The organism is Streptomyces sp. NBC_00400 (assembly GCF_036048035.1).
GTDB lineage: Bacteria > Actinomycetota > Actinomycetes > Streptomycetales > Streptomycetaceae > Streptomyces.
Window position 1 is genome coordinate 6213438 of the sequence record NZ_CP107940.1, and the last position, 21474, is coordinate 6234911.

Genomic DNA, 21474 nt, shown 5'->3' on the forward strand with positions numbered 1-21474 from the left:
GGGCTGTGGGTGCGGTGACGGGCCTGCGGGGCCGGTGTGTGGGACTGCTTCGCTTTACGTCCCACACACCGGCCCCTCCGGCCCGTCCCCTCCCGTGGGTGAGTAAGTGAACGTGGGTGGGGGCGGGCCACGGTTGTAGCCGTGCGGCCCCTACTGGTCATTCAGGGCAACCCATTTTCATGGGATCACGAGGCGCACTAGACCACCTGGATGCACCCCCACCTGGCCTTTTCTCACCCCCAACGGGAGGGGACGGGCCGGAGCGGGTGGGGTGCCGGACGTAAAGCGAAGCAGTCCGGCACCCCACCCGCGGAGGTCCGTCACCGCACCCCGACAGCCCCGCGCAGCGGACCGGCCCGCCGCAGGCGCAATGGCGAGAAAGCCAAAAACGGGCCGAGGCAAAGCGCAGCGAACCGGCCCGCCGCAGGCGAAAAGAAGAGAAACCCCCACGGCGGGAAAGCCGAAAACGCAGGAAAAGACACTCGCTACGCGTCGAGCCCAATCGCAAAGGCAGCCTCAAGGTCATGCTGCGAATACGTGCGGAACGCAATATGCGTCTCGGTGGAGGCGACGCCGGGGACCTTGCTGATGCGGCCGGGGATGACGTCCGCGAGGTCGTCGTGGGCGGCGACCCGCACCATGGCGATCAGGTCGTGGGCGCCGGTGACCGAGTAGACCTCGCTGACCCCTTCCAGCGCGGCGATCTTCTCGGCGATCTCCGGGATCTGGTCCACGTTGGTCTTGATGAGCACGATCGACGTGATCACGGCTGGCTCTCTCCCTCGGTCGCCCGGTCATCTCCCCTGGTGGCCCCCACACTATCCCTCCGGTAGCGGGCCCAGGCGTACAGGAAGCCGAGCGTGAAGCCGATGACATGGGCGAGGTAGGCGACGCCGGGACCGCGGGGGTCGTCCTGCGCGGCCTGCCACTGGAGGAAGAACCAGAACAGCAGCACGATCCAGGCGGGGAAGCGCAGCGGCAGGAAGAAGAGGAACGGGAAGAGGCTGGTGACCCGGGCCGTGGGGAACAGGAAGAGGAAGGCGCCGAGGACTCCGGAGATCGACCCGGAGGCGCCCACCAGTGTCTGCCCCGAGGCGGCGTGGGCGGCCGCGTAGCCGAGCAGCGCCAGGTAGCCGATGATGAGGTAGAAGGCGGTGAACGGCAGCCTGCCCATACGTGTCTCGGCCATGGCGCCGAAGACGTACAGGAACAGCACGTTGCCGAGCAGGTGCAGCCAGCTGCCGTGCACGAATAACGCGGTGAGCGGGGTGATCAGCGCCCGCAGCGAACCGCTCCACAGCTCCAGTGGGATCACGCCCCACCGCTCGAAATAAGCGGTCTGGGCCTTGAGCAGGGCCTCGCCGGTGCCGTATATCCGGTTCAGGCCGGAGGCGGGGCCGATCACGAAGACCGCGCAGCACAGGCCGATCAGCACATTCGTCATCCGCGAGAACACCGCGGCCAGCGACCGGGTGGGGTGCGGAGGGCGGGGGAGGAGACCGGACGAGCGGGGTGAACGGGGTGAAGGGGCCGGCGCCGTCATGAGGTGATCATGACCCAATGCGGGCAATCAGGACAGAGTGCCTCGCCGCGTCCCGGCACCTGGGCGGGCCCGCACCGGCCCCCCATCAGGCCGTAGGGTTACGGGCAGTACTTTGCGTACTTCCGCGATCCGACGGCGCACCGCGTGAACCGCGCAGCAGCACGACACCGATGAGCACGAAAGAGGACGACACGATGGCTGTTCCCCTGCCGACGGACGGGACCCGGTGGCGCTGCACGCTGTGCGGCAACCTCACCCGGTTCGACGTGACGCGCCGGTCCAAGGTCGTGGAGTACGTCCACCTGGACCTGGCCGGGGCGCCGACGGTGGAGGAGCGCGAGGTCCTGAGTGAGAGCATCGAGTCCGTGCGCTGCCGCTGGTGCAATGCGGTCGACCAGATCGAGCTGGTCGACCGCCCGGGCGCGAACGCCTGAGATCGGAGCGATGCAGCCGTGGTGGACCGTCCAGAAGGGGAGCCGGGGGGTCGGCGTGACGACGCACCCGAGAGTGCGGCGGACGACGTGCTCGACCGTCCGCTGCCCGAGGGCGTACGGCGTCGGGTCGTGGCGCTCACCGCGGAGTCGTTCGGCGCGCTGACCCTCGCCGAACTCCCGCCCCCGCTGCGGCAGTACGCCCGGTTCACCCCGACTCGTCGGGCCAAATTCGCCGGAAATGCGATGGCCGCGGCGCTGGAGAGCGACGCGGTCTTCCGGCAGCGGATCGCGGGCAAGCTGCGCGAGGCGCAGTCGGAGCTCGCCGAGGCGCTGGAGCACGGCACCCCGCCCGCGGCCGCGGATCCGCTCGATGTCGCGGCGGCCGCCTATGTGCTGCGCCCCGAGGGCTGGGTCAAGCTCGTCGCGGCGGCCGGTGAGGAGGCGCAGCGGGCGCGCGCCGAGCGGGCCGGCGAGGAGGCCGAACGCGAGCTGGCCAGGCTGCGCGAGGAGCTGGCGCAGGCGCGCGGCGAGGCCCGTACGGAGGCCGACCGGATCCGGGTGGATCTGGATGCGGTCCGCAAGGAGAACGAGTCCCTGCGGCGCAAGCTGCGCAGCGCGCTGAGCGACGTCAAGCGCGGTGAGGCCGCGGTGCGCAAGGCCGAGGCCGCCGTGACGGACGTGCGGGACCGGGCGGCCACGGAGAAGACCGCGGCGGACAGTGAGGTGCGCCGGCTCAAGGCCCGGATCGCCGAGGCGGAGACGGCGTTGGAGACCAGCCGGCGCTCCGCCCGTGAGGGCCGCAGCGTCGAGGACATGCGGCTGCGGCTGCTGCTGGACACGGTCCTGGACGCGGCGCAGGGGCTGCGCCGCGAGCTGGCGCTGCCGCCCGCCAGCGTCCATCCGGCGGACACCGTCGAGGCGGTCGCGCCGGGACGGATGACGCCCAAGGACATCGCGACGCGGGCGCTGTCGGAGATGGACCCGGCGCTGCTCGACCAGCTTCTGGCGCTGCCGCAGGCGCATTTGGTGGTGGATGGCTACAACGTCACCAAAACCGGCTATCCGACCATGCCGCTCGACAAGCAGCGGCTGCGGCTGCTGGGCGGCCTCGCGGTGCTGGCGGCGCAGACCGGCGCGGAGATGACCTGTGTCTTCGACGGTGCGGAGCTCGCGGCGCCGGTGCTGCTCGCGCCGCCGCGCGGCGTCCGGGTCCTGTTCAGCAAACCGGGCGTAACGGCCGATGAGTTGATTCGTCAGCTGGTTCGGGCCGAACCGCCCGGCCGTCCGGTCGTCGTGGTCTCCACGGACCGGGAGGTGGCCGACGGGGTGGCGAAGGCCGGGGCGCGGCCGGTGGCATCGGCCCTGCTCCTCAAGCGACTTGCCCGGACCTGACAGGCTGCCCGTTCCGGCCGCCGGAACACCGGAAAACGCCGGCGATCCGTCTCTGAGTGTCAATTGACGCTCACTGCCTGTGTGATGTTGGTAAAGGATGGGGCTTGTGGCGCAGAATTTTTCCCTGAGGATTTGAAGCGATCACAGCTCGGTTACTAAGGTCAGGCCCGAACCTTCATGAATCTGATCATCCAACCGGGATGAACCGTGGAGGTACCGCCGAGTCCGCGGCGTTCACGCGGAGCCGGGGTCTCACCCCCCCCACTTCCCGGTAGGCGGCTGGAGGAAGAAGGAGCTCGCCCCCGTGGCGTCCCACCGTCGACCCAAGCAGCCGAGCCGTACTCGCGTGACCGTGCTCACCGCCACCGCCGCGGCGGCCGTCGCCCTTTCGTCCCAGGCCGCCCAGGCCGACCCCCATCAGTCGAAGAAGGACGTCAAGTCCGAGGTCGACAAGCTGTACAACGAGGCCGAGCAGGCCACCGAGAAGTACGACGGGGTCAAGGAGCAGCAGGACAAGCTCCAGAAGGAGGTCGACGACCTCCAGGACAAGGTCGCCCGCGGTCAGGGTGACCTGAACCAGATGCGCAAGGGCCTCGGTGCCGTCGCCTCCGGCCAGTACCGCAGCGGCAGCATCGACCCCTCGGTCCAGCTGTTCCTCTCCGGCGACCCGGACACCTACCTCGAAAAGGCCGCCACGCTCGACCAGTTGAGCGGCAAGCAGGCCGACCAGCTCAAGACCGTCGCGGACAAGCAGCGCCGGCTCGCCCAGGAGCGCGAGGAGGCCTCGGCCAAGATCAAGGACCTCTCCGAGACCCGTAAGGCGCTCGGTGACAAGAAGGACGAGATCAAGGGCAAGCTGGCCGAGGCGCAGCAGCTGCTCAACAAGATGACGGCCAAGGAGCGGGCGGCCATGCAGGCCGAGGAGAACCGCGCCAACCGCAGCAACTCGCGGGTCAACCTCGGCGATGACGTGCCGGCCTCGCAGCGCGGTGCGGCCGCCCTGGCCGCCGCCCAGTCCAAGATAGGTTCGCCGTACGTCTGGGGCGCCACCGGCCCGTCGTCCTTCGACTGCTCGGGTCTGACCTCCTGGGCCTACCAGCAGGCGGGCCAGTCGCTGCCGCGTACCTCGCAGGCCCAGGCCAACGCCGGTACCCGGATCGCCTCGCAGAGCGCCCTCAAGCCCGGCGATCTGGTGCTCTTCTACAGCGACCTGCACCACATCGGTCTCTATGCGGGCAACGGTCAGGTGCTGCACGCACCGAAGCCCGGCGCCTCCGTGCGCTACGAGCCCATGAGCAACATGGAGTTCGCGTTCGGCGTGCGGGTCTGAAACCTGCGGGTCTGAAACCTGCGGGTCTGAAAAGCCTCACAACCCTCTCAACCTGCCGCCCGAACGGGCGAATTGTGGCCTCGGCCACTGACTTACCGCCCCGCCGGTGACCTGCACAGTCACCGGCGGGGCGGCTTTTTGCGGGTGAAAAGGCGGCTTTGGCCGGATCGCACCGGCGCCGTACTGTCTGCCCTCGCAGCTTCCGGTTCACCGACCGCCCTCCCGGGGCGGCAGGGGCTTCCCCCGAGCTCTCGGCTGCGCTCAAGCAGGGGGTACCCCCGTCGGAAGGAGTTCGGCTCTCGTGGCGTCCCACCGCCGTACCTCGCAGCAAGGCCGGACCACCCTCGCCAAGGTCACCGTGGTGTCGGCCGCCCTGACGGCCGCGGCCGCCGCGCTGTCGGCACCGCAGGCCGTTGCCGACCCCGCCGGCCGCACCGCCGCCGGCCGCACCGCGGCCCACGACGCGGCGGCCTCGCGGGTCGACCGTCTCTACGAACAGGCGGAGCGGGCCACCGAGAAGTTCAACGGCGCGGACGCACGGACCAAGAAGCTGCGCGGCCAGGTGGCGGCCCTCCAGGACCGCACCGCCCGCGCCCAGGAGCGGGTCAACCGGATGCGCGGCAGGCTGGGCGCGCTGGCGGCCGCGCAGTACCGGGCCGGCGGGATGGACCCCACGGTCCGGCTGATGCTCTCCGAACGCCCCGACACCTACCTGGAGAAGGCCTCCGCCCTCGACCGGCTGGGCGCAGGACAGGCCCGCGAGCTGCGCGGGCTGCGGGCCGCACAGCGCTCCCTGGAGCAGCAGCGCAGGGAGACGGTACGGAAGCTGGCGGAGCTGGAGGCCGGCCGCAAGGAGGTCGCGCGCCACAAGAAGGACGTCCAGCACAAGCTGGCCACGGCGCGGCGGCTGCTGAACGCGCTCCCCAAGGACGCCAAGGAGGCCTATGCCCGGGCCTCCCGGAGAGACGGGCGGCATGAGGCGGTACCGGACCTGCGCGGGGCGGTACCGGCCTCCGGGCGGGCCGCGGCGGCCGTCGCCGCAGTACGTGCCGCCGTCGGCCGGCCCTACTCCTGGGGAGGCAACGGCCCCTCGGCCTTCGACTGCTCCGGACTCACCCAATGGGCCTACGGGCGGGCCGGCGTCTCCCTCCCGCGTACCTCGCAGGCGCAGCGCGGCGCCGGCCGGCAGGTGCCCCTCAGCCAAGCACAGCCCGGTGACCTGGTCATCTACCGCTCGGACGGCAGTCATGTCGGGATGTACGTCGGCAACGGCCAAGTGGTCCACGCGCCCTATCCCGGGGCACGGGTGCGGTACGACCCCGTCGGGATGATGCCGATCTCGTCCCTCACCAGGCCCTGAGGCGGGGCGCAGCGTTTTTGCCCCGGCCGGGGCGGATCTACGATCGTCCGCATGTCACACCAGTGGGCAAGGCGACGGCTGCCGCGGGCCGGGGCGGCGGGCTGTACCGCCCTGTTCCTCGGGCTGCTCGCCCCGCTGACCGGCTGTGCGCCCACGAACTCCACCCCGGCCCGCTACCCGGACGTCCAGCGGATGCTCGACGCCCGTGCGCGGGCCGTCCAGCGGCGGGACGCGGCGGGCTTCCTGGCCACCGTCGACCCGCGGGCCACCGGCTACCGGGACCGCCAGCGCACGATGTTCGACCGTCTGGCAGGTGTACCGCTGGCCGAGTGGCACTACGAGCTCGACGCGACCGGCGCCTTCCCGCTCGCGGCCGGTGAGACCGACGCGCACCTGGCCGCGAAGGTCCAGCTGCGCTACCGCTTCAAGGGCTATGACACCTCGCCGGTGCACGCCGTCCAGTACCTCACCCTGACCCGGCGGGACGGCCGCTGGCTGATCTCCTCCGACACCGACGGCGCGCCGGCGGGCAAGAGCGGCACCCGCCAGCTGTGGGACCAGGGCCCGGTGCGGCTGGTCCGCGGCCGGTACAGCCTGGTCCTGGGTGACGCCGCGCATCTGGCGCGGCTGAAGGATCTGGCGCGCCGGGTGGACCGGGCGGTGCCCGCGGTATCGGCCGCCTGGAAGGGGAAGTGGTCGCGGAAGGTCGTGGTGGAGGCGCCGGATTCGGTCGAGCGGATGGCGCAGCTGATGGGCAGCGACGATGCGTCCGGGTACGCGGGGATCGCGGCGGTCACCACGGGGGAGGCGGGCGTCTCGACGCCCGCGCCCGCGGACCGTGTGATCGTCAACCCCGAAGCCTACGAAGAGCTCAACGACCTGGGCCGCACGGTGGTCCTCACCCACGAGACCACCCATGTCGCCACCCGCACGGCCACCACGGCGGCGACCCCGCTGTGGCTCTCGGAGGGCTTCGCCGACTGGGTCGCCTACCGGAGCAGCCACCGCAAGCCCGACACCACCGCCCCCGAACTCACCCGCGCCGTCGCCCGGGGCAAGGTCCCCGCCCATCTGCCGACCGACGCGGACTTCGGCTTCAAGGCCGGCGCCGACCGGCTGGCCAAGGCCTACGAGGGCAGCTGGCTGGCCTGCCGGATGATCGCCGGCAAGTGGGGCGAGGCCAGACTGATCGCCTTCTACCGTGCGGCGGGCCAGGGCGCGCTCCCTGCCTCGTCGGGGAGCGCGGGGGCGCCGATGGAGGCGGCCACGGCGGTCGCCGCGGCCTCCCGTACGGCCGCACGGGCGGCAGGACCCGGACACCGGCCGCCGGCCCGCGCCGACCGGACGGACCGCGCCCTGCGCTCCCAACTGGGCGTCGGCCTCGCGGAGTTCACCCGGCAGTGGCGGGCCTATGTGAAGGCACAGTTGCGGCGGTGAGGGTGCCCGCCGGGCTCAGCGTCCCGGCGACGGCGACCCGTCCGCCGGTGTCTGCTGCGCGGAGCCCGTGAGCCGTGGGGGAGCGGCGGCGGTCTCGCCGGCCGGCCGGCGTGCGCGCACCACGCCGGCCGCCCCCGTACGCCCGGCCCCGCCGCCCCGTGTCGAGGCCCACAGCCGGCGGCAGGCGAGCAGCGACGCGGCGACCAGCAGGCCGTTGCGCACGGCCAGCAGCACGACGGCCGGAAGATCGCTCGCCACGATGTGCGCGAACCAGACGGGGAACTCCAGCTGGGTGATCCCGGTGGCCAGCAGGACCAGCACGGCCGGCAGCATCTGCCGGCCCGCCCGGACCGTCACGCACACCGCGGCGAGCCCCACCAGCCAGAGCATGTACTGCGGGCTGATCACGCGGCTGGTGGTCGTGAACAGCAGGGTGGCGGCGAAGGCGGCGTCGCACAGCGTCGTGGGGCCCGGCTCCCCGGCGCGCAGCCGCCACAGGAACAGCCAGCCCACGGCGGCGAGGCTCAGGGTGAGCGCCAGGGTGCTGACGAGCGGGACGCCCGGGCCGAGGAATTCCAGCGAGCCGTAGTGCAGCAGCACCTGCCCGTCCCACCCGTACTGCCGGGCGATATGGAAGACCAGCGCGCCGAGCGATTCGACCTCCGTCCCGCGGTCGCGCTGGAAGGTGAGGAAGGCCAGCGCGCCCGGTGCGGCGGCCACGAAGAACAGGGTCAGTCCGGCCGCGGTGCCGGCCGCGCTCCACCACAGGGCGCGGGCCCGGCGCCCGCGCACCGCCGCCCCCGTCAGCAGCAGCACCGGCCAGACCTTCAGCAGCGCACCGAAGGCGACCAGGGCGCCCGCCACCCGTGGCCGGCGAGCGGTCGCGAACAGTGCGGCGGCGGCGACGGCGGCGACCATCAGGTCGTAGCGGGCGTACGCGGTCGGGCCCAGCAGTGCCACGCCCGCGATCCACACCCAGGCCCCCGCCGGGCGGTGGCCGGGACGCCGGCCGGCCCGCAGGAAGAGAGCCAGCGCCGCCGCGTCCGTGACCAGGATCAGGGTGTAGAAGGCGGGGGCGTAGTCCAGGAACGGCAGCAGACCGGGGGAGAGGATCGCCAGCGCCGCGGCCGGCGGGTACTGCCAGGTCACATCGGCCAGCGGGAAGGTGCCGGTCTTCAGGACCTCGGACCAGTTCTGATAGATCACCGAGACATCGGTGGTGACATCCGGTCCCGGCAGCACCAGCACCCTCAGGACGCACAGCAGGATCACGGCCCGGGTCACGGTCCAGGCCGCTACCGGGAGCCACACCCCGCGCGCTCTGCTGATGCTGCTCATCGTCACCTCATCGCTCCTCGGCCGTGGCCCTCCGGCGCCGCCCGCGGCACCGCGGACCCGGTGCCCGGTGCACCGCGGACCGCTCGTGCCCTCTGCATGATGCCGGTAGCGGCCGGTCACGACCGTAGACGAGAGGGGCGTGGCGGGGCGGGCCGCCCCCGGCCGGGCGCCGACCGGTACTGTCGGGCCGAAACCGCCGAGACCGAACGCCGAGACCGACAGCCGAGACACCGCCGAGAGACCATCGTGCACAAGACCTTGATCGTCACGAACGACTTCCCGCCCCGGCCCGGCGGCATCCAGGCCTTCCTGCACAGCATGGCGCTGCGCCTGGACCCCTCCCAGGTCGTCGTCTACGCCTCGACCTGGAAGCGCGGCGCCGAGGGTCTTGCGGCCACCGCCGCCTTCGACGCCGAGCAGCCGTTCCCGGTGGTGCGCGACCGTACGACGATGCTGCTGCCCACCCCGAGGGTGACCCGCCGGGCCACCGGGCTGCTGCGCGAACACGGCTGCTCCTCGGTGTGGTTCGGCGCGGCGGCGCCGCTCGGCCTGATGGCGCCGGCGCTCCGCTCGGCCGGGGCCCGCCGCATCGTGGCCACCACGCACGGCCACGAGGCGGGCTGGGCGCAGCTGCCGGCCGCCCGGCAGCTGCTGCGCCGGATCGGCGAGGGCACCGACACGCTCACCTACCTCGGCGAGTACACCCGCTCGCGGATCGCCGGTGCGCTCACCCCGCAGGCCGCGCGGCGGATGGTCCAACTCCCGCCCGGTGTGGACGAGAAGACCTTCCACCCCGGCTCGGGGGGCGACGCCGTACGGGCCGCGCTCGGGCTCGCCGGCCGGCCGGTGGTGGTCTGCGTCTCGCGGCTCGTCCCGCGCAAGGGCCAGGACACCCTGATCGAGGCGATGCCGGCCATCGTCTCGGCGGTGCCCGATGCCGTCCTGCTGATCGTCGGCGGCGGCCCGTACGAGAAGGAGCTGCACGCGCTGGCCCAGGAGAAGGGCGTCGGGGACGCGGTGCGCTTCACCGGCGCGGTCCCCTGGGAGGAGCTGCCGGCCCACTTCGGCGCCGGCGACGTCTTCGCGATGCCCTGCCGCACCCGCCGTGGCGGGCTGGACGTCGAAGGCCTGGGCATCGTCTACCTGGAGGCCTCCGCCACCGGACTCCCCGTGGTGGCGGGCGACTCGGGCGGCGCCCCCGACGCGGTCCTGGACGGCGAGACGGGCTGGGTCGTCCCCGGCGGCTCCCCGGCCCCCACCGCGGACCGCATCATCACCCTGCTCCAGGACCCGGACCTGCGCCGCACCATGGGCGCACGCGGCCGGGCCTGGGTGGAGGAGAAGTGGCGCTGGGACCTGCTGGCGGAACGGCTGAAGGAACTGCTCTAGGGGACCGCACGGAGGGCATCCGCCCAGGCCGCCGGGCCGGTGCGCCACGGCGCGGGCGGATCGCCGTCGCACAACGGCAATCCGCCGCCGTGGCGCTGCCACGACGGCGGATTCCGGTGTACCGGTGCGGCCCCCGCAGGGCCGGCCCCTACGCGCGGTAAAGCGCCTCGATATCCTCCGCGAAGTCCTTTGCCACCACGTTCCGCTTGAGCTTCAGCGACGGCGTGACATGGCCCGACTCCTCGGTGAACTGGGTCGGCAGGATACGGAACTTGCGCACCGACTCGGCCTTGGAGACGGCCGCGTTGCCGTCGTCGACGGCGCGCTGGACGGCGGCCAGCAGCTCCGGGTCCCCGGCGATCTGAGACGGCGTCACATCGGCGGGGTGGCCGTGCTCCTCGGCCCAGCGGGGCAGGAACTCCTCGTCGAGGGTGACCAGCGCGCCGATGAACGGCCGGCCGTCGCCGACGACCATGCACTCGGCGATCAGGGCGTGCGCCCGGATGCGGTCCTCGATCACGGCGGGGGCGACGTTCTTGCCGCCCGCGGTGACCAGAATTTCCTTCTTGCGGCCGGTGATGGCGAGGTAGCCGTCCTCGTCGAGGGTGCCGAGGTCGCCGGTGTGGAACCAGCCGTCGGACAGCGCCTCCTTGGTGGCCGACGGGTTGTTCCAGTACTCGGTGAACAGGTGCTCGCCGTGCAGCAGCACCTCGCCGTCGTCGGCGATCCGCACGACCGAACCGGGCAGCGGCTGGCCGACGCTGCCGATCTTCTGCCGGTCCCAGGGGTTGAAGGCGGTGGCCGCACAGGACTCCGTCAGGCCGTAGCCCTCCAGGACGGTGAAGCCGATGCCGCGGTAGAAGTGGCCGAGGCGCTCACCGAGCGGGGCGCCGCCGGAGATGGCGTGGGTGGCGCGGCCGCCGAGGACGGCGCGCAGCTTGCCGTAGACCACCCGGTCGAAGACCTTGTACTTCAGCTTCAGTCCGAGCGCCGGGCCCTGGGGGGTGTCCAGCGCGCGGCTGTAGGCGATCGCGACGTCCGCCGCCTTGTCGAAGATCTTGCCCTTGCCGTCGGCCTGCGCCTTGGCCCGCGCCGAGTTGTAGACCTTCTCGAAGACCCGGGGCACGCCCAGGACCAGCTTCGGCCGGAAGGAGGCGAGGTCGTCGGTGAGGTTCTTGATGTCGGGGGCGTGGCCCAGCTTGATGGGCGCCATCACCGCGGCGACCTGCACCAGCCGGCCGAAGACATGCGCGATGGGGAGGAAGAGCAGCACCGAGGAGTCGCCGGTGCGGAACAGCGGCCGCAGCCGTTCGACGATGTTGCCGCACTCGGCGAAGAAGCTGCGGTGGCTGAGCACACAGCCCTTGGGGCGGCCGGTGGTGCCGGAGGTGTAGACGATGGTGGCCGGCGAGTCCGCGTCGGCGAGCGCGCTGCGCGCGTCCACCTCCTCGTCCGTGACGTCGGCACCCGCGGCCCGCAGCCGCGCGATGGCGTCCCGCTCGATCTGCCAGATGTTCTCCAGCTCCGGCAGCCGGTCGCGGACCGATTCGACGGTCGCCTCGTGGGTGGGGGACTCCACCAGGCAGGCCACCGCGCCGGAGTCGCCGAGGATCCACTGGATCTGTTCGGCCGAACTCGTCTCGTACACGGGGACGGTGACGGCTCCCGCGCTCCAGATGGCGAAGTCCAGCAGCGTCCACTCGTAGCGCGTGCGCGACATCAGGCCGACCCGGTCACCGGGCCGCACGCCCGAAGCGATCAGACCTTTGGCGGCGGCGCGGACCTCCGCGAGGAAGGCGGCGGCGGTGACGTCCTGCCACCCGCCGTTCACCTTGCGTCCCATGACGGCAACATCCGGGTGCTGCGCGGCATTTCGGCGGATGAGATCCGTCAGATTGCCGTCCGCGGGGACCTCGTACAGGGCCGGAAGGCTGAACTCGCGCAAGACTGCTGCTCCTCAAAAGCGCCGGCGCCACGACGCTGTGTGTACACCGACGGCGGTCCATGGTGGTGCAAGGGGGATTGGACTGCCCGGACGTTACCCATGGGTATTGCGTTCGGGATAGGGGGGATGGCCAGATGTTCGATGCGTCACACGCGGTGGGGCACGCCATGGGGTACTTTTCCCGCGCAGACTAGACCAGCGGGTCGGTGACCCGAAAGTAACCCGAGGCGCCGGCCCCCCTCCCCGCGCCCGCCCGCGCGATCTAGGGTGACGCCATGCGTGTGCATGTGGTCAGTGACGTACACGGCAACAGCCGGGACCTCGCGGCGGCCGGAACCGGTGCCGATGCCCTGCTCTGCCTCGGTGACCTGGTTCTCTTCCTCGACTACGCCGACCATTCGCGCGGAATCTTCCCCGACCTCTTCGGCGCCGAGAACGCGAGCGCGCTGGTCGAACTGCGCACCGCCCGCCGCTTCGAGGAGGCCCGCGCACTGGGCCGCCGGCTGTGGGGCGAGCTCGACGCCACGGGCGCGAGCCGGGAGTCGGTCATCGAGGGCGCGGTCCGCAAGCAGTACGCCGAACTCTTCGCGGCCTTCCCCACCCCCACGTACGCCACCTACGGCAACGTCGACATCCCGCGCCTGTGGCCCGAGTACGCGGGAGACGGCGTCACCGTCCTGGACGGCCAGCGGGTGGAGATCGGCGGCCGGGTCTTCGGCTTCGTCGGCGGCGGCCTGAGCACGCCGATGCGCACCCCGTACGAGATCAGCGACGAGGAGTTCGCCGCGAAGGTCGAGGCGGTCGGCGAGGTGGACGTGCTGTGCAGCCACATCCCGCCCGAGGTCCCCGAGCTCTGCTACGACACCGTCGCCCGCCGCTTCGAGCGCGGCAGCACCGCCCTGCTGCACGCCATCCGCACCACCCGGCCGCGCTACGCCCTCTTCGGCCATGTGCACCAGCCGCTGGCCCGCCGGGTCCGGGTCGGGGCCACGGAATGCATCAATGTCGGCCATTTCAATGCGACCGGGACGCCCTATGTCATGGAGTGGTGAGACCGGCGGCCCCGGGGCGTGAACCCGGGCGGCCCCGGGTCGTGAACCCGGTGGCGGGCGGCCGGGCGGCACCTCGCCCCGTCGTGCCGGGCCTGCTGGTGTCCGCCCGCAGGTTCCCGCGCGGTAGCCTCAGAGCCGGTAGCAGCACAGACACCGCGCAATGGGGTCTCCCCGGCTCATGGGGGCGCCACCGCTCAGGCGAAGCCGGGAGCGGGGGAGGAGCCGAGAGCTCGGGGAAGGTCGGCGGACCGGCATGAATCGGCATGATGGAGGAGTCACGGCGATGGCCGAACACACCAGCTCGAGCATCACGATCGAGGCGGCACCCGCCGAAGTGATGGGAGTGATCGCCGACTTTGACCGCTATCCGGAATGGACCGGCGAGGTCAAGGAGGCGGAGGTCCTGGACAAGGACGATCACGGCCGCGCCGCGCAGGTGCGCCTGCTGCTGGACGCCGGAGCGATCAAGGACGACCACACCCTCGCCTACACCTGGACCGGCGAGAGTGAGGTCAGCTGGTCCCTGGTCAAGTCGCAGATGCTGCGCGCCCTCGACGGTTCCTACCGCCTGGCCGCGCTGGGCAACGGCGCGCGCACCGAGGTGACCTACCAGCTCACCGTCGACGTCAAGATCCCCATGCTCGGGATGATCAAGCGCAAGGCGGAGAAGGTCATCATCGACCGTGCGCTGGCCGGGCTGAAGAAGCGCGTCGAGAGCGGTCCCGCCGAGCACGCCGCCGGGGCCGACCACGCCGCCGGGTCCGCCGACGAGGCCAAGAAGCTCTGAGCGTGCGCATCGTCCTCGTCACGGGCTCCGGCGGCGCGGGCCGCACCACGCTCGCCGCCGCGACCGCCCTGGCCGGCGCCCGCCGGGGCGCGCGGGCGCTCCTGCTCACCACCGGGAGCAGCGCCCCGGAAGCGGTGCTGGGCACCCCCCTCGGCGCCGACGCCCCCACCCCGATAGCGCCGGGCCTGCACGCCCTGCGGATCGACCCCGGCGACCGCTTCCGCCAGGAATTCCTCGCCTTCCAGGAGCGGGCCGGCGCGGTCCTCGACCTGCTCGGCGCCGGCCCCCTCGACGAGGACGAACTCACCGAACTCCCCGGCTCCGAGGACTTCGCGCTGCTGCACGCGCTGCGCACCGAACACACCTCGGGCGACTGGGACATGGTCGTCGTCGACATGCCCCCGGCCGCCGAAACGATCCGGCTGCTCGCCCTGCCGGCCCAGGTACGCCGCTATCTGCGCCGCCTGCTGCCGCCCGAACGCCAGGCGGCCCGCGCCCTGCGTCCGGTGCTCGCCCAGCTCGCCGGTGTCCCGATGCCGGCCCAGAAGCTCTACGAGGCCGCCGGGCGCTGGGAGAGTGAACTCGCCGCCGTCCAGCGGGCGATCGACGACCCCGGCACGTCCGTACGCCTGGTCACCGACGCCGGACCGGTCGCCGCCGCCAACCTGCGCACCCTCCGCGCCGGCCTGGCGCTGCACGGCCGGCGCACCGACGGTGTGATCGTCAACCGGCTGCTGCCCACCGGCTCGGCCGACCCGTTCCTCGCCGCCCTCTCCGGCAGTCAGCAGACCGCCCTCAAGGCGCTGCGCGAGGAGTTCCCCGACATCCCGGTCCACGAGGTGGCGCACCTGGGCCGCGACCCGCAGGGCGTCGACGAGCTGGACGGGTTGATCGACGGGCCGGCCGCCGGGATCGGCGCGGCGGGACCCGACGACGGGCCCCGCCCGGACCCCTGGACCGTCGAGGACCGGTTGGCCACCGACGGCATCCTCGTCTGGCGGGTGCCGCTGCCCGGAGCCGAGCGCAAGGGCCTCGGCCTGGTGCGCCGCGGCGACGAGATCGTGGTCAGCGTCGGCCGCTTCCGGCGGATCCGTACGCTCCCCTCCGCGCTGCGCCGCTGCACCGTCTCCGGCGCCGGACTGCGCGACGGCTCCCTGGAGATCCGCTTCACCCCCGATCCGGACCTGTGGCCCAAGAGCGACTGAACGCGCTACCACCGTTCGGGTACCGTCGAGGGTGGGCCCCGCCCCGGGGTGCCGCCTTGCACCCCTCCGCCGTACCGCCTCGCCGCAGGAGTCACGGAGTTCCTCATGAGTGATGCCACCGAGCGCCCCGCCGACCGCAGGGCCGAGCCCGATGCCGACGCCTGGGAGACGGCCTGCGCCGAGGACCTTGCGGCCGAGAAGGCCCGGCACCGCGCCGCCCACGGCCCGCAGCCGGGCAGCGCGGCGGAGGAGCTGCGCAAGCTCGCCGACGCGGTGACCGACAAGCTCTCCGGCATCCAGCTGCCCGGCGCGCTCGGCGGCATCGCCGCGCAGGGCGCCGTCAGCCAGCTGTTCAAGCAGGCCAAGGCAGCCGTCGAGCCGGTCATCGAGCGCAACCCCGACCTCTTCGACCACCTCGCCGCGGCCGGCTCCGAACTCCTCGCCGCCTACCGCTCCGCCGTCGAGAGCGGCGAACGCCGCTGGACCCGCGACGACCTCGACGAGGGCCCCGCCGCCCGCCGCGGCGACGACCCGCGTGACGACGACGGCCCCACCGGCACCGAGCGGATCGACCTCGACTGAGTCCCCACGGCCTCGCACCCAAGAGGCGGCCGCCCGGGCCCGCCGTCTGACGGGCACGGCCGGCGCCCCCGCCTCCGGTACGGTGGGTCCTGGCGGGGTTCGAGCGAAAAACTGAGGGACACATGGGACTCACCATCGGCGTCGACATCGGCGGCACGAAGATCGCGGCCGGCGTGGTCGACGAAGAGGGCTCGATCCTTGAGACGTGCAAGGTTCCGACTCCGCATGCCACCGAAGCGCTGACCGAGGCCATCGCGGACGCCGTGCGGACCGTCGGGGCCGGCCACCGTGTCGAGGCCGTCGGCATCGGCGCCGCCGGCTATGTCGACGAGAAGCGCGCCACGGTCCTGTTCGCACCGAACATCGACTGGCGCCACGAACCGCTCAAGGACAAGGTCGAGCAGCGCGTCGGCCTCCCCGTGGTCGTCGAGAACGACGCCAACGCCGCGGCCTGGGGCGAGTACAAGTTCGGCGCCGGCCAGGGCCACAGCGACGTCATCTGCATCACGCTCGGCACCGGCCTGGGCGGCGGCATCATCATCGGCAACAAGCTGCGCCGCGGCCGCTTCGGTGTCGCCGCCGAATTCGGGCACATCCGGGTGGTGCCCGACGGCCTGCTCTGCGGCTGCGGCAACCAGGGCTGCTGGGAGCAGTACGCCTCCGGCCGCGCCCTGCTGCGCTATGCCCGCCAGCGCGCGTTCGCCACCCCCGAGAACGCCCAGATCCTGCTGTCGCTGGGCGACGGCACCTCCGAGGGCATCCAGGGGCGGCACGTCAGCGAGGCCGCCCGCCAGGGCGACCCGGTCGCCATCGACTCGTTCCGTGAGCTGGCCCGCTGGGCCGGCGCCGGCCTCGCCGACCTCGCCTCGCTCTTCGACCCGTCCGCCTTCATCGTCGGCGGCGGCGTCTCGGACGAGGGCGAACTGGTCCTGGAGCCGATCCGCAAGTCCTTCCGCCGCTGGCTGGTCGGCAACCAGTGGCGGCCGCACGCCCAGGTGCTCGCCGCCCAGCTCGGCGGCAAGGCCGGTCTGGTCGGCGCGGCCGACCTGGCGCGCCAGGGCTGAGGGCCCGGGGCCCACACGCCTGCTCATCCGTACGGCACCGCCCGTCGCGTCCCCCAGGGGTGCGGCGGGCGGTGCTCTATGTTGGCCCGCGTGACGATCCCGGTGAGAGGACCCGCCGCCGTGCTCCGGCTTCCCGATTCCCGTACCGAGCCCGACGGTACGGCCGTGATCCGGGTGCTCAGCTACAACATCCGCTCGATGCGCGACGACCGGGCGGCACTGGCCAGGGTCATCCGGGCCTGCGCTCCCGATCTCGTGCTGGTCCAGGAGGCGCCGCGGTTCTTCCGCTGGCGCAAGGCCGCCGAGCGGCTGGCCCGCGCGGCCGGTCTGGTGTACGTCACCGGCGGCGCCACCGCCGCAGGACCGATGATCCTGTCCACCCTGCGCGCCCAGGTGGAGCGCACGGAGGATGTCCTGCTGCCCCGCACCCCCGGCCTGCACCAGCGCGGTTTCGCCACCGCCGTGGTGCGGATCGGCGGTGCCCGGCTCGGCGTGCTCAGCTGCCATCTCAGCCTCGCCGCCCGGGAGCGTGACGAGCAGGCCGGGCTGCTGCTGGAGCGGCTGGCGGCCCTCGGCGTGCCGTACGCCGTGGCCGGCGGCGACCTCAACGAGCGGCCGGACGGCGGGAGCTTTGGGCGGCTGGCGGGGGCGCTCACCGATGCCTGGGCGGCACGGCCGTGGGGCGGGGAGCTCACCTCCACGCCCCGTGACCCGCATCAGCGGATCGACGCGATCTTCACCACGCCGGGCGTGGAAGTCCTCGGCTGCGGTGTGCCGCACGGCCTGCCGGGGGTACGGGAGAGCGACCTCACCGCCGCGACGGACCATCTGCCGGTGCTGGCCGCGCTGCGGGTGCCGGCCGGGGCTGACTCACACCACCGCTGACTCACACCACCGCGCCGCTGCCCGGCAGATCGTTGTCGTCCTCGTCGTCGTTCTTCATCCGGGCCACCAGGGTGGCGAACCCGCCGAGGAAGCCGCCGATGCCCAGGACCGTGATCCACCAGGTCACCGGCTGCTGCAGCAGCACCATGGCCACCAGCAGCAGCGGACCGCCGATCACCGCGAGCCAGGCGAACTTGGCGGTGACATCGGCCTGGGGAAGCGGGGGCGGCTCGGGCGGGGTGAAGTGGCCCTCGTCGGTCTCGTCGAAGTCGTCGTCGGACGGCTCGGAGGGGGACCAGTTGCGGGGGCCGACGCCCGGCGCGAAGACGACGAAGCTGCCCGGACGGGGGGCGTCGTCCTTGCCGTCCCCGGCCCCGTCCTTCCCGGAGGACTCAGGGGAGTCCTTCCCGGAGCCCGCCGAGCCCGCCGTGGAGTGCTTCCCGGTGTCCTCCACGGCGCTCTCCCCGGCGTCCGCCGCGGGGTTCTCCCCGGTCCTCTCCGGGTTCGTGCCGCCGTTCCCCGCCGGTTCGTCCGTGCCGTCGTCGCCGTCTCCCGGGGGGAACGACGGCTGGGCGCCGTAGCCCGCCACGATCTCGGCCCAGGCGGCCTCTTCGTCCAGTGGGTCCCGCGGGTCGCGGGGGCTACGCTCCGCCACTGGCCGCCGTCCCCTCCGAAGCCGCATCCGCCCGTGCGTGCGGCGCGAGGCGGGTGATGAAGGCGAACGTCTCCCGGAAGATCTGCTCCGCGTCGTGGTCGAGGGTGGCGACGTGGAAGCTGCGCTCCAGGAGCGTCTGGCGGACGTCCGTCGAGGACACCCGGCTCAGGATGCGTTCGGAGTCCACCGGCGGGACGACATGGTCCTGCGGGCTGGTCATCACCAGCAACGGCTGGGTGACACCGGGGAGTTCGGAGTCGACCTGCTGGAAGAAGCGGCGCACCGCATACGCGGCGTGCAGCGGCACCCGGTCGTAGCCGACCTCCACCGCTCCGGGCTTGGCGATGTCGCTCGTCAGCCCCTTGGTCGTCCGGACGAGATGGCGCAGCACGGGCAGCAGCGGCCCGGCCGCGTCGTGCACCTTGTTGGCGGGGTTGACCACGGCCACCCCGCCGATGGCGTCGCCGTGCTTGGCGGCCAGCCGCAGCGCCAGCGCGCCGCCCATGGACAGGCCGCAGACGAAGACCGAGGTGCAGCGCTCGGTCAGCGCCCGCAGCTCGCGGTCGACCTCGGCGTACCAGTCCTGCCAGGTCGTGATCTGCAGATCCTGCCAGCGGGTGCCGTGACCGGGCAGCAGCGGCAGACTGACCGTGAGCCCCTGGTCGGCCAGGTATTCGGCCCAGGGGCGTACGGACTGGGGGGAGCCGGTGAAGCCGTGGCACACAAGGACGCCGACCTCTCCGCCGTCACGGCGGAACGGCTCGGCTCCGGGAAGGAGCGGCACCGGGGGACTCCGATCGATGAGGGGGGCTGGCGAGTTACCTCAGGGTACGCAAAGTGACGGCGGGCGGATAGGTCCGGCGGCAGCCGCGGCGCGAGGGGGCCACCGGGGCAGGTTAAGGTCTTTGCGTCACACACAGGAGGCAGTCGGTTGATCTACGGCGCAATGAAGTTTTCCATCGGCGGGTCGCTGAAGCTTGCCTTCAGGCCCTGGGTGGAAGGCATCGAGAACATCCCCGCCGAGGGCCCGGCGATCCTCGCGAGCAACCACCTGTCCTTCTCGGACTCGTTCTTCCTGCCCGCGGTGCTCGACCGCAAGGTCACCTTCATCGCGAAGTCCGAGTACTTCACCTCCCCGGGGGTCAAGGGCAAGCTGACCGCCGCGTTCTTCAAGGGCGTGGGCCAGCTGCCGGTGGACCGCTCGGGCGGCCGGGGCGCGGGCGAGGCGGCGATCAAGAGCGGTATCGAGGTGCTGGAGCGCGGTGAGCTGTTCGGCATCTACCCGGAGGGCACCCGCTCACCGGACGGCCGGCTCTACCGCGGGAAGCCGGGCGGTCTGGCCCGGGTGGCGCTCGCCACCGGAGCACCGGTCATCCCCGTGGCGATGATCGACACCGAGAAGGTGCAGCCCCCCGGCAAGATCGTGCCGAAGATGATCCGGCCGGGCATCCGCATCGGCAAGCCGCTGGACTTCACCCGCTATCAGGGCATGGAGGGCGACCGCTTCATCCTGCGGTCGGTCACCGACGAGGTCATGTACGAGATCATGAAGCTCTCCGGCCAGGAGTACGTCGACATCTACGCGACCGCGGCCAAGCGGCAGATCGCTGACGCGGCGAAGGCCGAGGCGGCACAGGCCGAGGCACAGAAGAAGGCCGAGGCGGAGCGGGCCAAGAAGGCGGCCGCCGAATAGACGGGCAGGGCCGAGACCGGGCGTGACCACGCCCGGCGAGGGGGACGGCAATGACGTATACGGACACGGATACCGGCACCGGCACCGGCACGACGAGCACCGCCATGGCCGCCAGGCGCCACGGCAAACGCCCTCCGAAGGTGCTGCGGATGTCCGTCGAGCTCCCGCTGTGGCGCGCGCTCACCGGCTACCGGATCCTCACCCTCGTCTACACCCTCTGCCTGGTCGCGCTCTCCTACCGGCAGTACGCCCACCCGCTGGGCGCCGCCGCCTATATGGGCGCGCTGACCGTCTGGACGGCGCTGACCTGGCAGCGCACCACCTCGGCGGAGCGCTGCACCCGGCACTTCCTCGTCGCCGACCTCGGCTTCGCGATCGGCGGCATCCTGCTCACGCTGGTGGTCGACACCCACGCCCGCATCATGGACGGCGGGCCGACGCTGCCGTCCATCTGGACGGCGGGCGCGGTCCTGGGCTTCGCGATCAAGGGCGGCTGGCGCTGGGCGGCGGTGGCCTCCACCGTCGTGGCGGTGGCCAATCTCGTCGAGCGCCAGGAGCTGGCCCGCGACACCATCCACAACGTGGTGCTGGTGTGGGTGGCCAGCGTCGGCCTCGGCTATGTCGTCGAGGTGGCCCGCTCCAGCGAGCGCACCCTCGCCCGCGCCCTGCAGATCGAGGCCGCCACCCGGGAGCGGGAGCGGCTGGCCCGCGACATCCACGACAGCGTGCTGCAGGTGCTGGCGATGGTGCAGCGGCGCGGTGCCGAGATCGGCGGCGAGGCGAGCGAACTCGGGCGGATGGCCGGTGAGCAGGAGGTCGCGCTGCGGACCCTGGTCGCCGGCGGGCTGGTGTCGCCGCCCGCGCTCCGGGCGAGGGTGCCGCACCAGGCCGACGGGGGCGCGGGGGAGCGGGCCGCGGCGTCCGCCGTGGCCGTGCCGGCGCCGCCCGGTGACGGACCGTGCGACGTGCGGGCGCTGCTCGCGCCGTACGCGGGCGCCGGTGTCACTTTCTCCGAACCCGGTGCCCCGGTCGCGCTGCCGCCCGCCGCGGCGGCCGAGCTCGCGGCCGCTGTCAGTGCCGCGTTGGACAATGTACGGGTGCATGCGGGGGCGAAGGCCCACGCATGGATCCTGGTGGAGGACGAACCGCACGCGGTGATCGTGACGGTCCGCGACGACGGCCCCGGCATCCCCGAGGGCCGGCTCGCGGACGCCGAGCGCGAGGGCCGTCTGGGGGTGGCGCTGTCGATCCGCGGCCGGCTGCGGGACCTGGGCGGCAGCGCGGAGTGGATCTCGGTCCCCGGCCAGGGCACGGAAGTGGAGTTGACGGTCCCCAAGGGCGGTGCGCCCGAGGGCGGAAAACGGGGGAAGGGCGGAGCGTGAG

At 72.6% G+C, this 21474-nt stretch carries 20 protein-coding genes; 14 read left to right on the top strand and 6 right to left on the bottom strand.

Features of this window, described 5'->3' with window-relative positions; translation table 11 throughout:
- Positions 1-485: 485 nt before the first annotated feature.
- Entirely contained in the window at positions 486-767 is a 282-nt protein-coding gene (locus OHS81_RS27190) for an Lrp/AsnC family transcriptional regulator (protein WP_086716532.1), read from the bottom strand.
- Entirely contained in the window at positions 764-1444 is a 681-nt protein-coding gene (locus OHS81_RS27195; RefSeq protein ID WP_328387370.1) for a rhomboid family intramembrane serine protease, read from the bottom strand. The genes OHS81_RS27190 and OHS81_RS27195 overlap by 4 nt, the downstream gene beginning before the upstream one ends.
- A 293-nt stretch (positions 1445-1737) precedes the next feature.
- Between OHS81_RS27195 and OHS81_RS27200 the strand changes: the two genes are divergently transcribed.
- From OHS81_RS27200 to OHS81_RS27220, 5 genes are all read left to right on the top strand, one after another.
- Entirely contained in the window at positions 1738-1977 is a 240-nt protein-coding gene (locus OHS81_RS27200; protein ID WP_030086623.1) for a hypothetical protein, read from the top strand.
- Between the two features lie 18 nt (positions 1978-1995).
- Positions 1996-3369 (top strand): NYN domain-containing protein, encoded by a 1374-nt coding sequence (locus OHS81_RS27205; protein WP_328387372.1) that lies wholly within the window; start codon positions 1996-1998, stop codon positions 3367-3369.
- A gap of 304 nt (positions 3370-3673) precedes the next feature.
- Positions 3674-4699 carry a C40 family peptidase gene (locus tag OHS81_RS27210; protein ID WP_328387374.1) on the top strand — a complete coding sequence of 342 codons (1026 nt, stop codon included), beginning with the start codon at positions 3674-3676 and terminating at the stop codon, positions 4697-4699.
- Between the two features lie 301 nt (positions 4700-5000).
- The gene (locus OHS81_RS27215) at positions 5001-6059 is read left to right on the top strand and encodes a C40 family peptidase (protein WP_328387376.1); all 1059 of its coding nucleotides are present in this window, start codon (positions 5001-5003) and stop codon (positions 6057-6059) included.
- A 51-nt stretch (positions 6060-6110) separates the two neighbouring features.
- Positions 6111-7496 (top strand): hypothetical protein, encoded by a 1386-nt coding sequence (locus tag OHS81_RS27220; protein ID WP_328387379.1) that lies wholly within the window; start codon positions 6111-6113, stop codon positions 7494-7496.
- 15 nt (positions 7497-7511) lie between these two features.
- Here OHS81_RS27220 and OHS81_RS27225 read toward each other — a convergent pair whose 3' ends face one another.
- Positions 7512-8834 (bottom strand): glycosyltransferase 87 family protein, encoded by a 1323-nt coding sequence (locus tag OHS81_RS27225; RefSeq protein ID WP_328391446.1) that lies wholly within the window; start codon positions 8832-8834, stop codon positions 7512-7514.
- Positions 8835-9080: 246 nt separating this feature from the next.
- Here OHS81_RS27225 and OHS81_RS27230 point away from each other — a divergent pair, with 246 nt between their 5' ends.
- Positions 9081-10223: a glycosyltransferase family 4 protein gene (locus OHS81_RS27230; protein WP_328387381.1), complete on the top strand. Its 1143-nt coding sequence runs from the start codon at positions 9081-9083 to the stop codon at positions 10221-10223.
- 148 nt (positions 10224-10371) lie between these two features.
- On the opposite strand, the gene OHS81_RS27235 is transcribed toward OHS81_RS27230, so the two are convergent.
- Positions 10372-12168 carry an AMP-dependent synthetase/ligase gene (locus OHS81_RS27235; RefSeq protein WP_328387383.1) on the bottom strand — a complete coding sequence of 599 codons (1797 nt, stop codon included), beginning with the start codon at positions 12166-12168 and terminating at the stop codon, positions 10372-10374.
- Between the two features lie 275 nt (positions 12169-12443).
- Here OHS81_RS27235 and OHS81_RS27240 point away from each other — a divergent pair, with 275 nt between their 5' ends.
- From OHS81_RS27240 to OHS81_RS27265, 6 genes are all read left to right on the top strand, one after another.
- Positions 12444-13220, top strand: coding sequence for a metallophosphoesterase family protein (locus OHS81_RS27240; RefSeq protein WP_328387385.1), 777 nt, complete (start codon positions 12444-12446; stop codon positions 13218-13220).
- A gap of 283 nt (positions 13221-13503) precedes the next feature.
- A complete protein-coding gene (locus tag OHS81_RS27245) occupies positions 13504-14007 on the top strand; it encodes an SRPBCC family protein (RefSeq protein WP_328387387.1) in 504 nt (167 codons plus the stop codon).
- A gap of 2 nt (positions 14008-14009) precedes the next feature.
- Positions 14010-15212 (top strand): ArsA family ATPase, encoded by a 1203-nt coding sequence (locus OHS81_RS27250; protein ID WP_328387389.1) that lies wholly within the window; start codon positions 14010-14012, stop codon positions 15210-15212.
- Between the two features lie 105 nt (positions 15213-15317).
- Positions 15318-15794, top strand: coding sequence for a DUF5304 domain-containing protein (locus OHS81_RS27255; RefSeq protein WP_328387391.1), 477 nt, complete (start codon positions 15318-15320; stop codon positions 15792-15794).
- 122 nt (positions 15795-15916) lie between these two features.
- The gene (locus OHS81_RS27260; RefSeq protein WP_328387394.1) at positions 15917-16858 is read left to right on the top strand and encodes an ROK family glucokinase; all 942 of its coding nucleotides are present in this window, start codon (positions 15917-15919) and stop codon (positions 16856-16858) included.
- A 120-nt stretch (positions 16859-16978) separates the two neighbouring features.
- Entirely contained in the window at positions 16979-17743 is a 765-nt protein-coding gene (locus OHS81_RS27265; protein ID WP_328391448.1) for an endonuclease/exonuclease/phosphatase family protein, read from the top strand.
- Between the two features lies 1 nt (position 17744).
- On the opposite strand, the gene OHS81_RS27270 is transcribed toward OHS81_RS27265, so the two are convergent.
- On the bottom strand, positions 17745-18398 hold the full coding sequence (locus tag OHS81_RS27270) for a hypothetical protein (protein ID WP_328387396.1): 654 nt from the start codon (positions 18396-18398) through the stop codon (positions 17745-17747).
- Positions 18385-19182, bottom strand: a complete 798-nt coding sequence (locus OHS81_RS27275) for an alpha/beta hydrolase (protein ID WP_328387398.1) — start codon at positions 19180-19182, stop codon at positions 18385-18387. Before OHS81_RS27275 ends, OHS81_RS27270 begins: the two co-directional genes overlap by 14 nt.
- A gap of 162 nt (positions 19183-19344) precedes the next feature.
- Between OHS81_RS27275 and OHS81_RS27280 the strand changes: the two genes are divergently transcribed.
- Both OHS81_RS27280 and macS read left to right on the top strand, forming a co-directional pair.
- Positions 19345-20091, top strand: coding sequence for a lysophospholipid acyltransferase family protein (locus OHS81_RS27280; protein ID WP_088797274.1), 747 nt, complete (start codon positions 19345-19347; stop codon positions 20089-20091).
- A gap of 104 nt (positions 20092-20195) precedes the next feature.
- Entirely contained in the window at positions 20196-21473 is a 1278-nt protein-coding gene (gene macS, locus OHS81_RS27285; protein ID WP_443058872.1) for a MacS family sensor histidine kinase, read from the top strand.
- Position 21474: the final 1 nt, after the last annotated feature.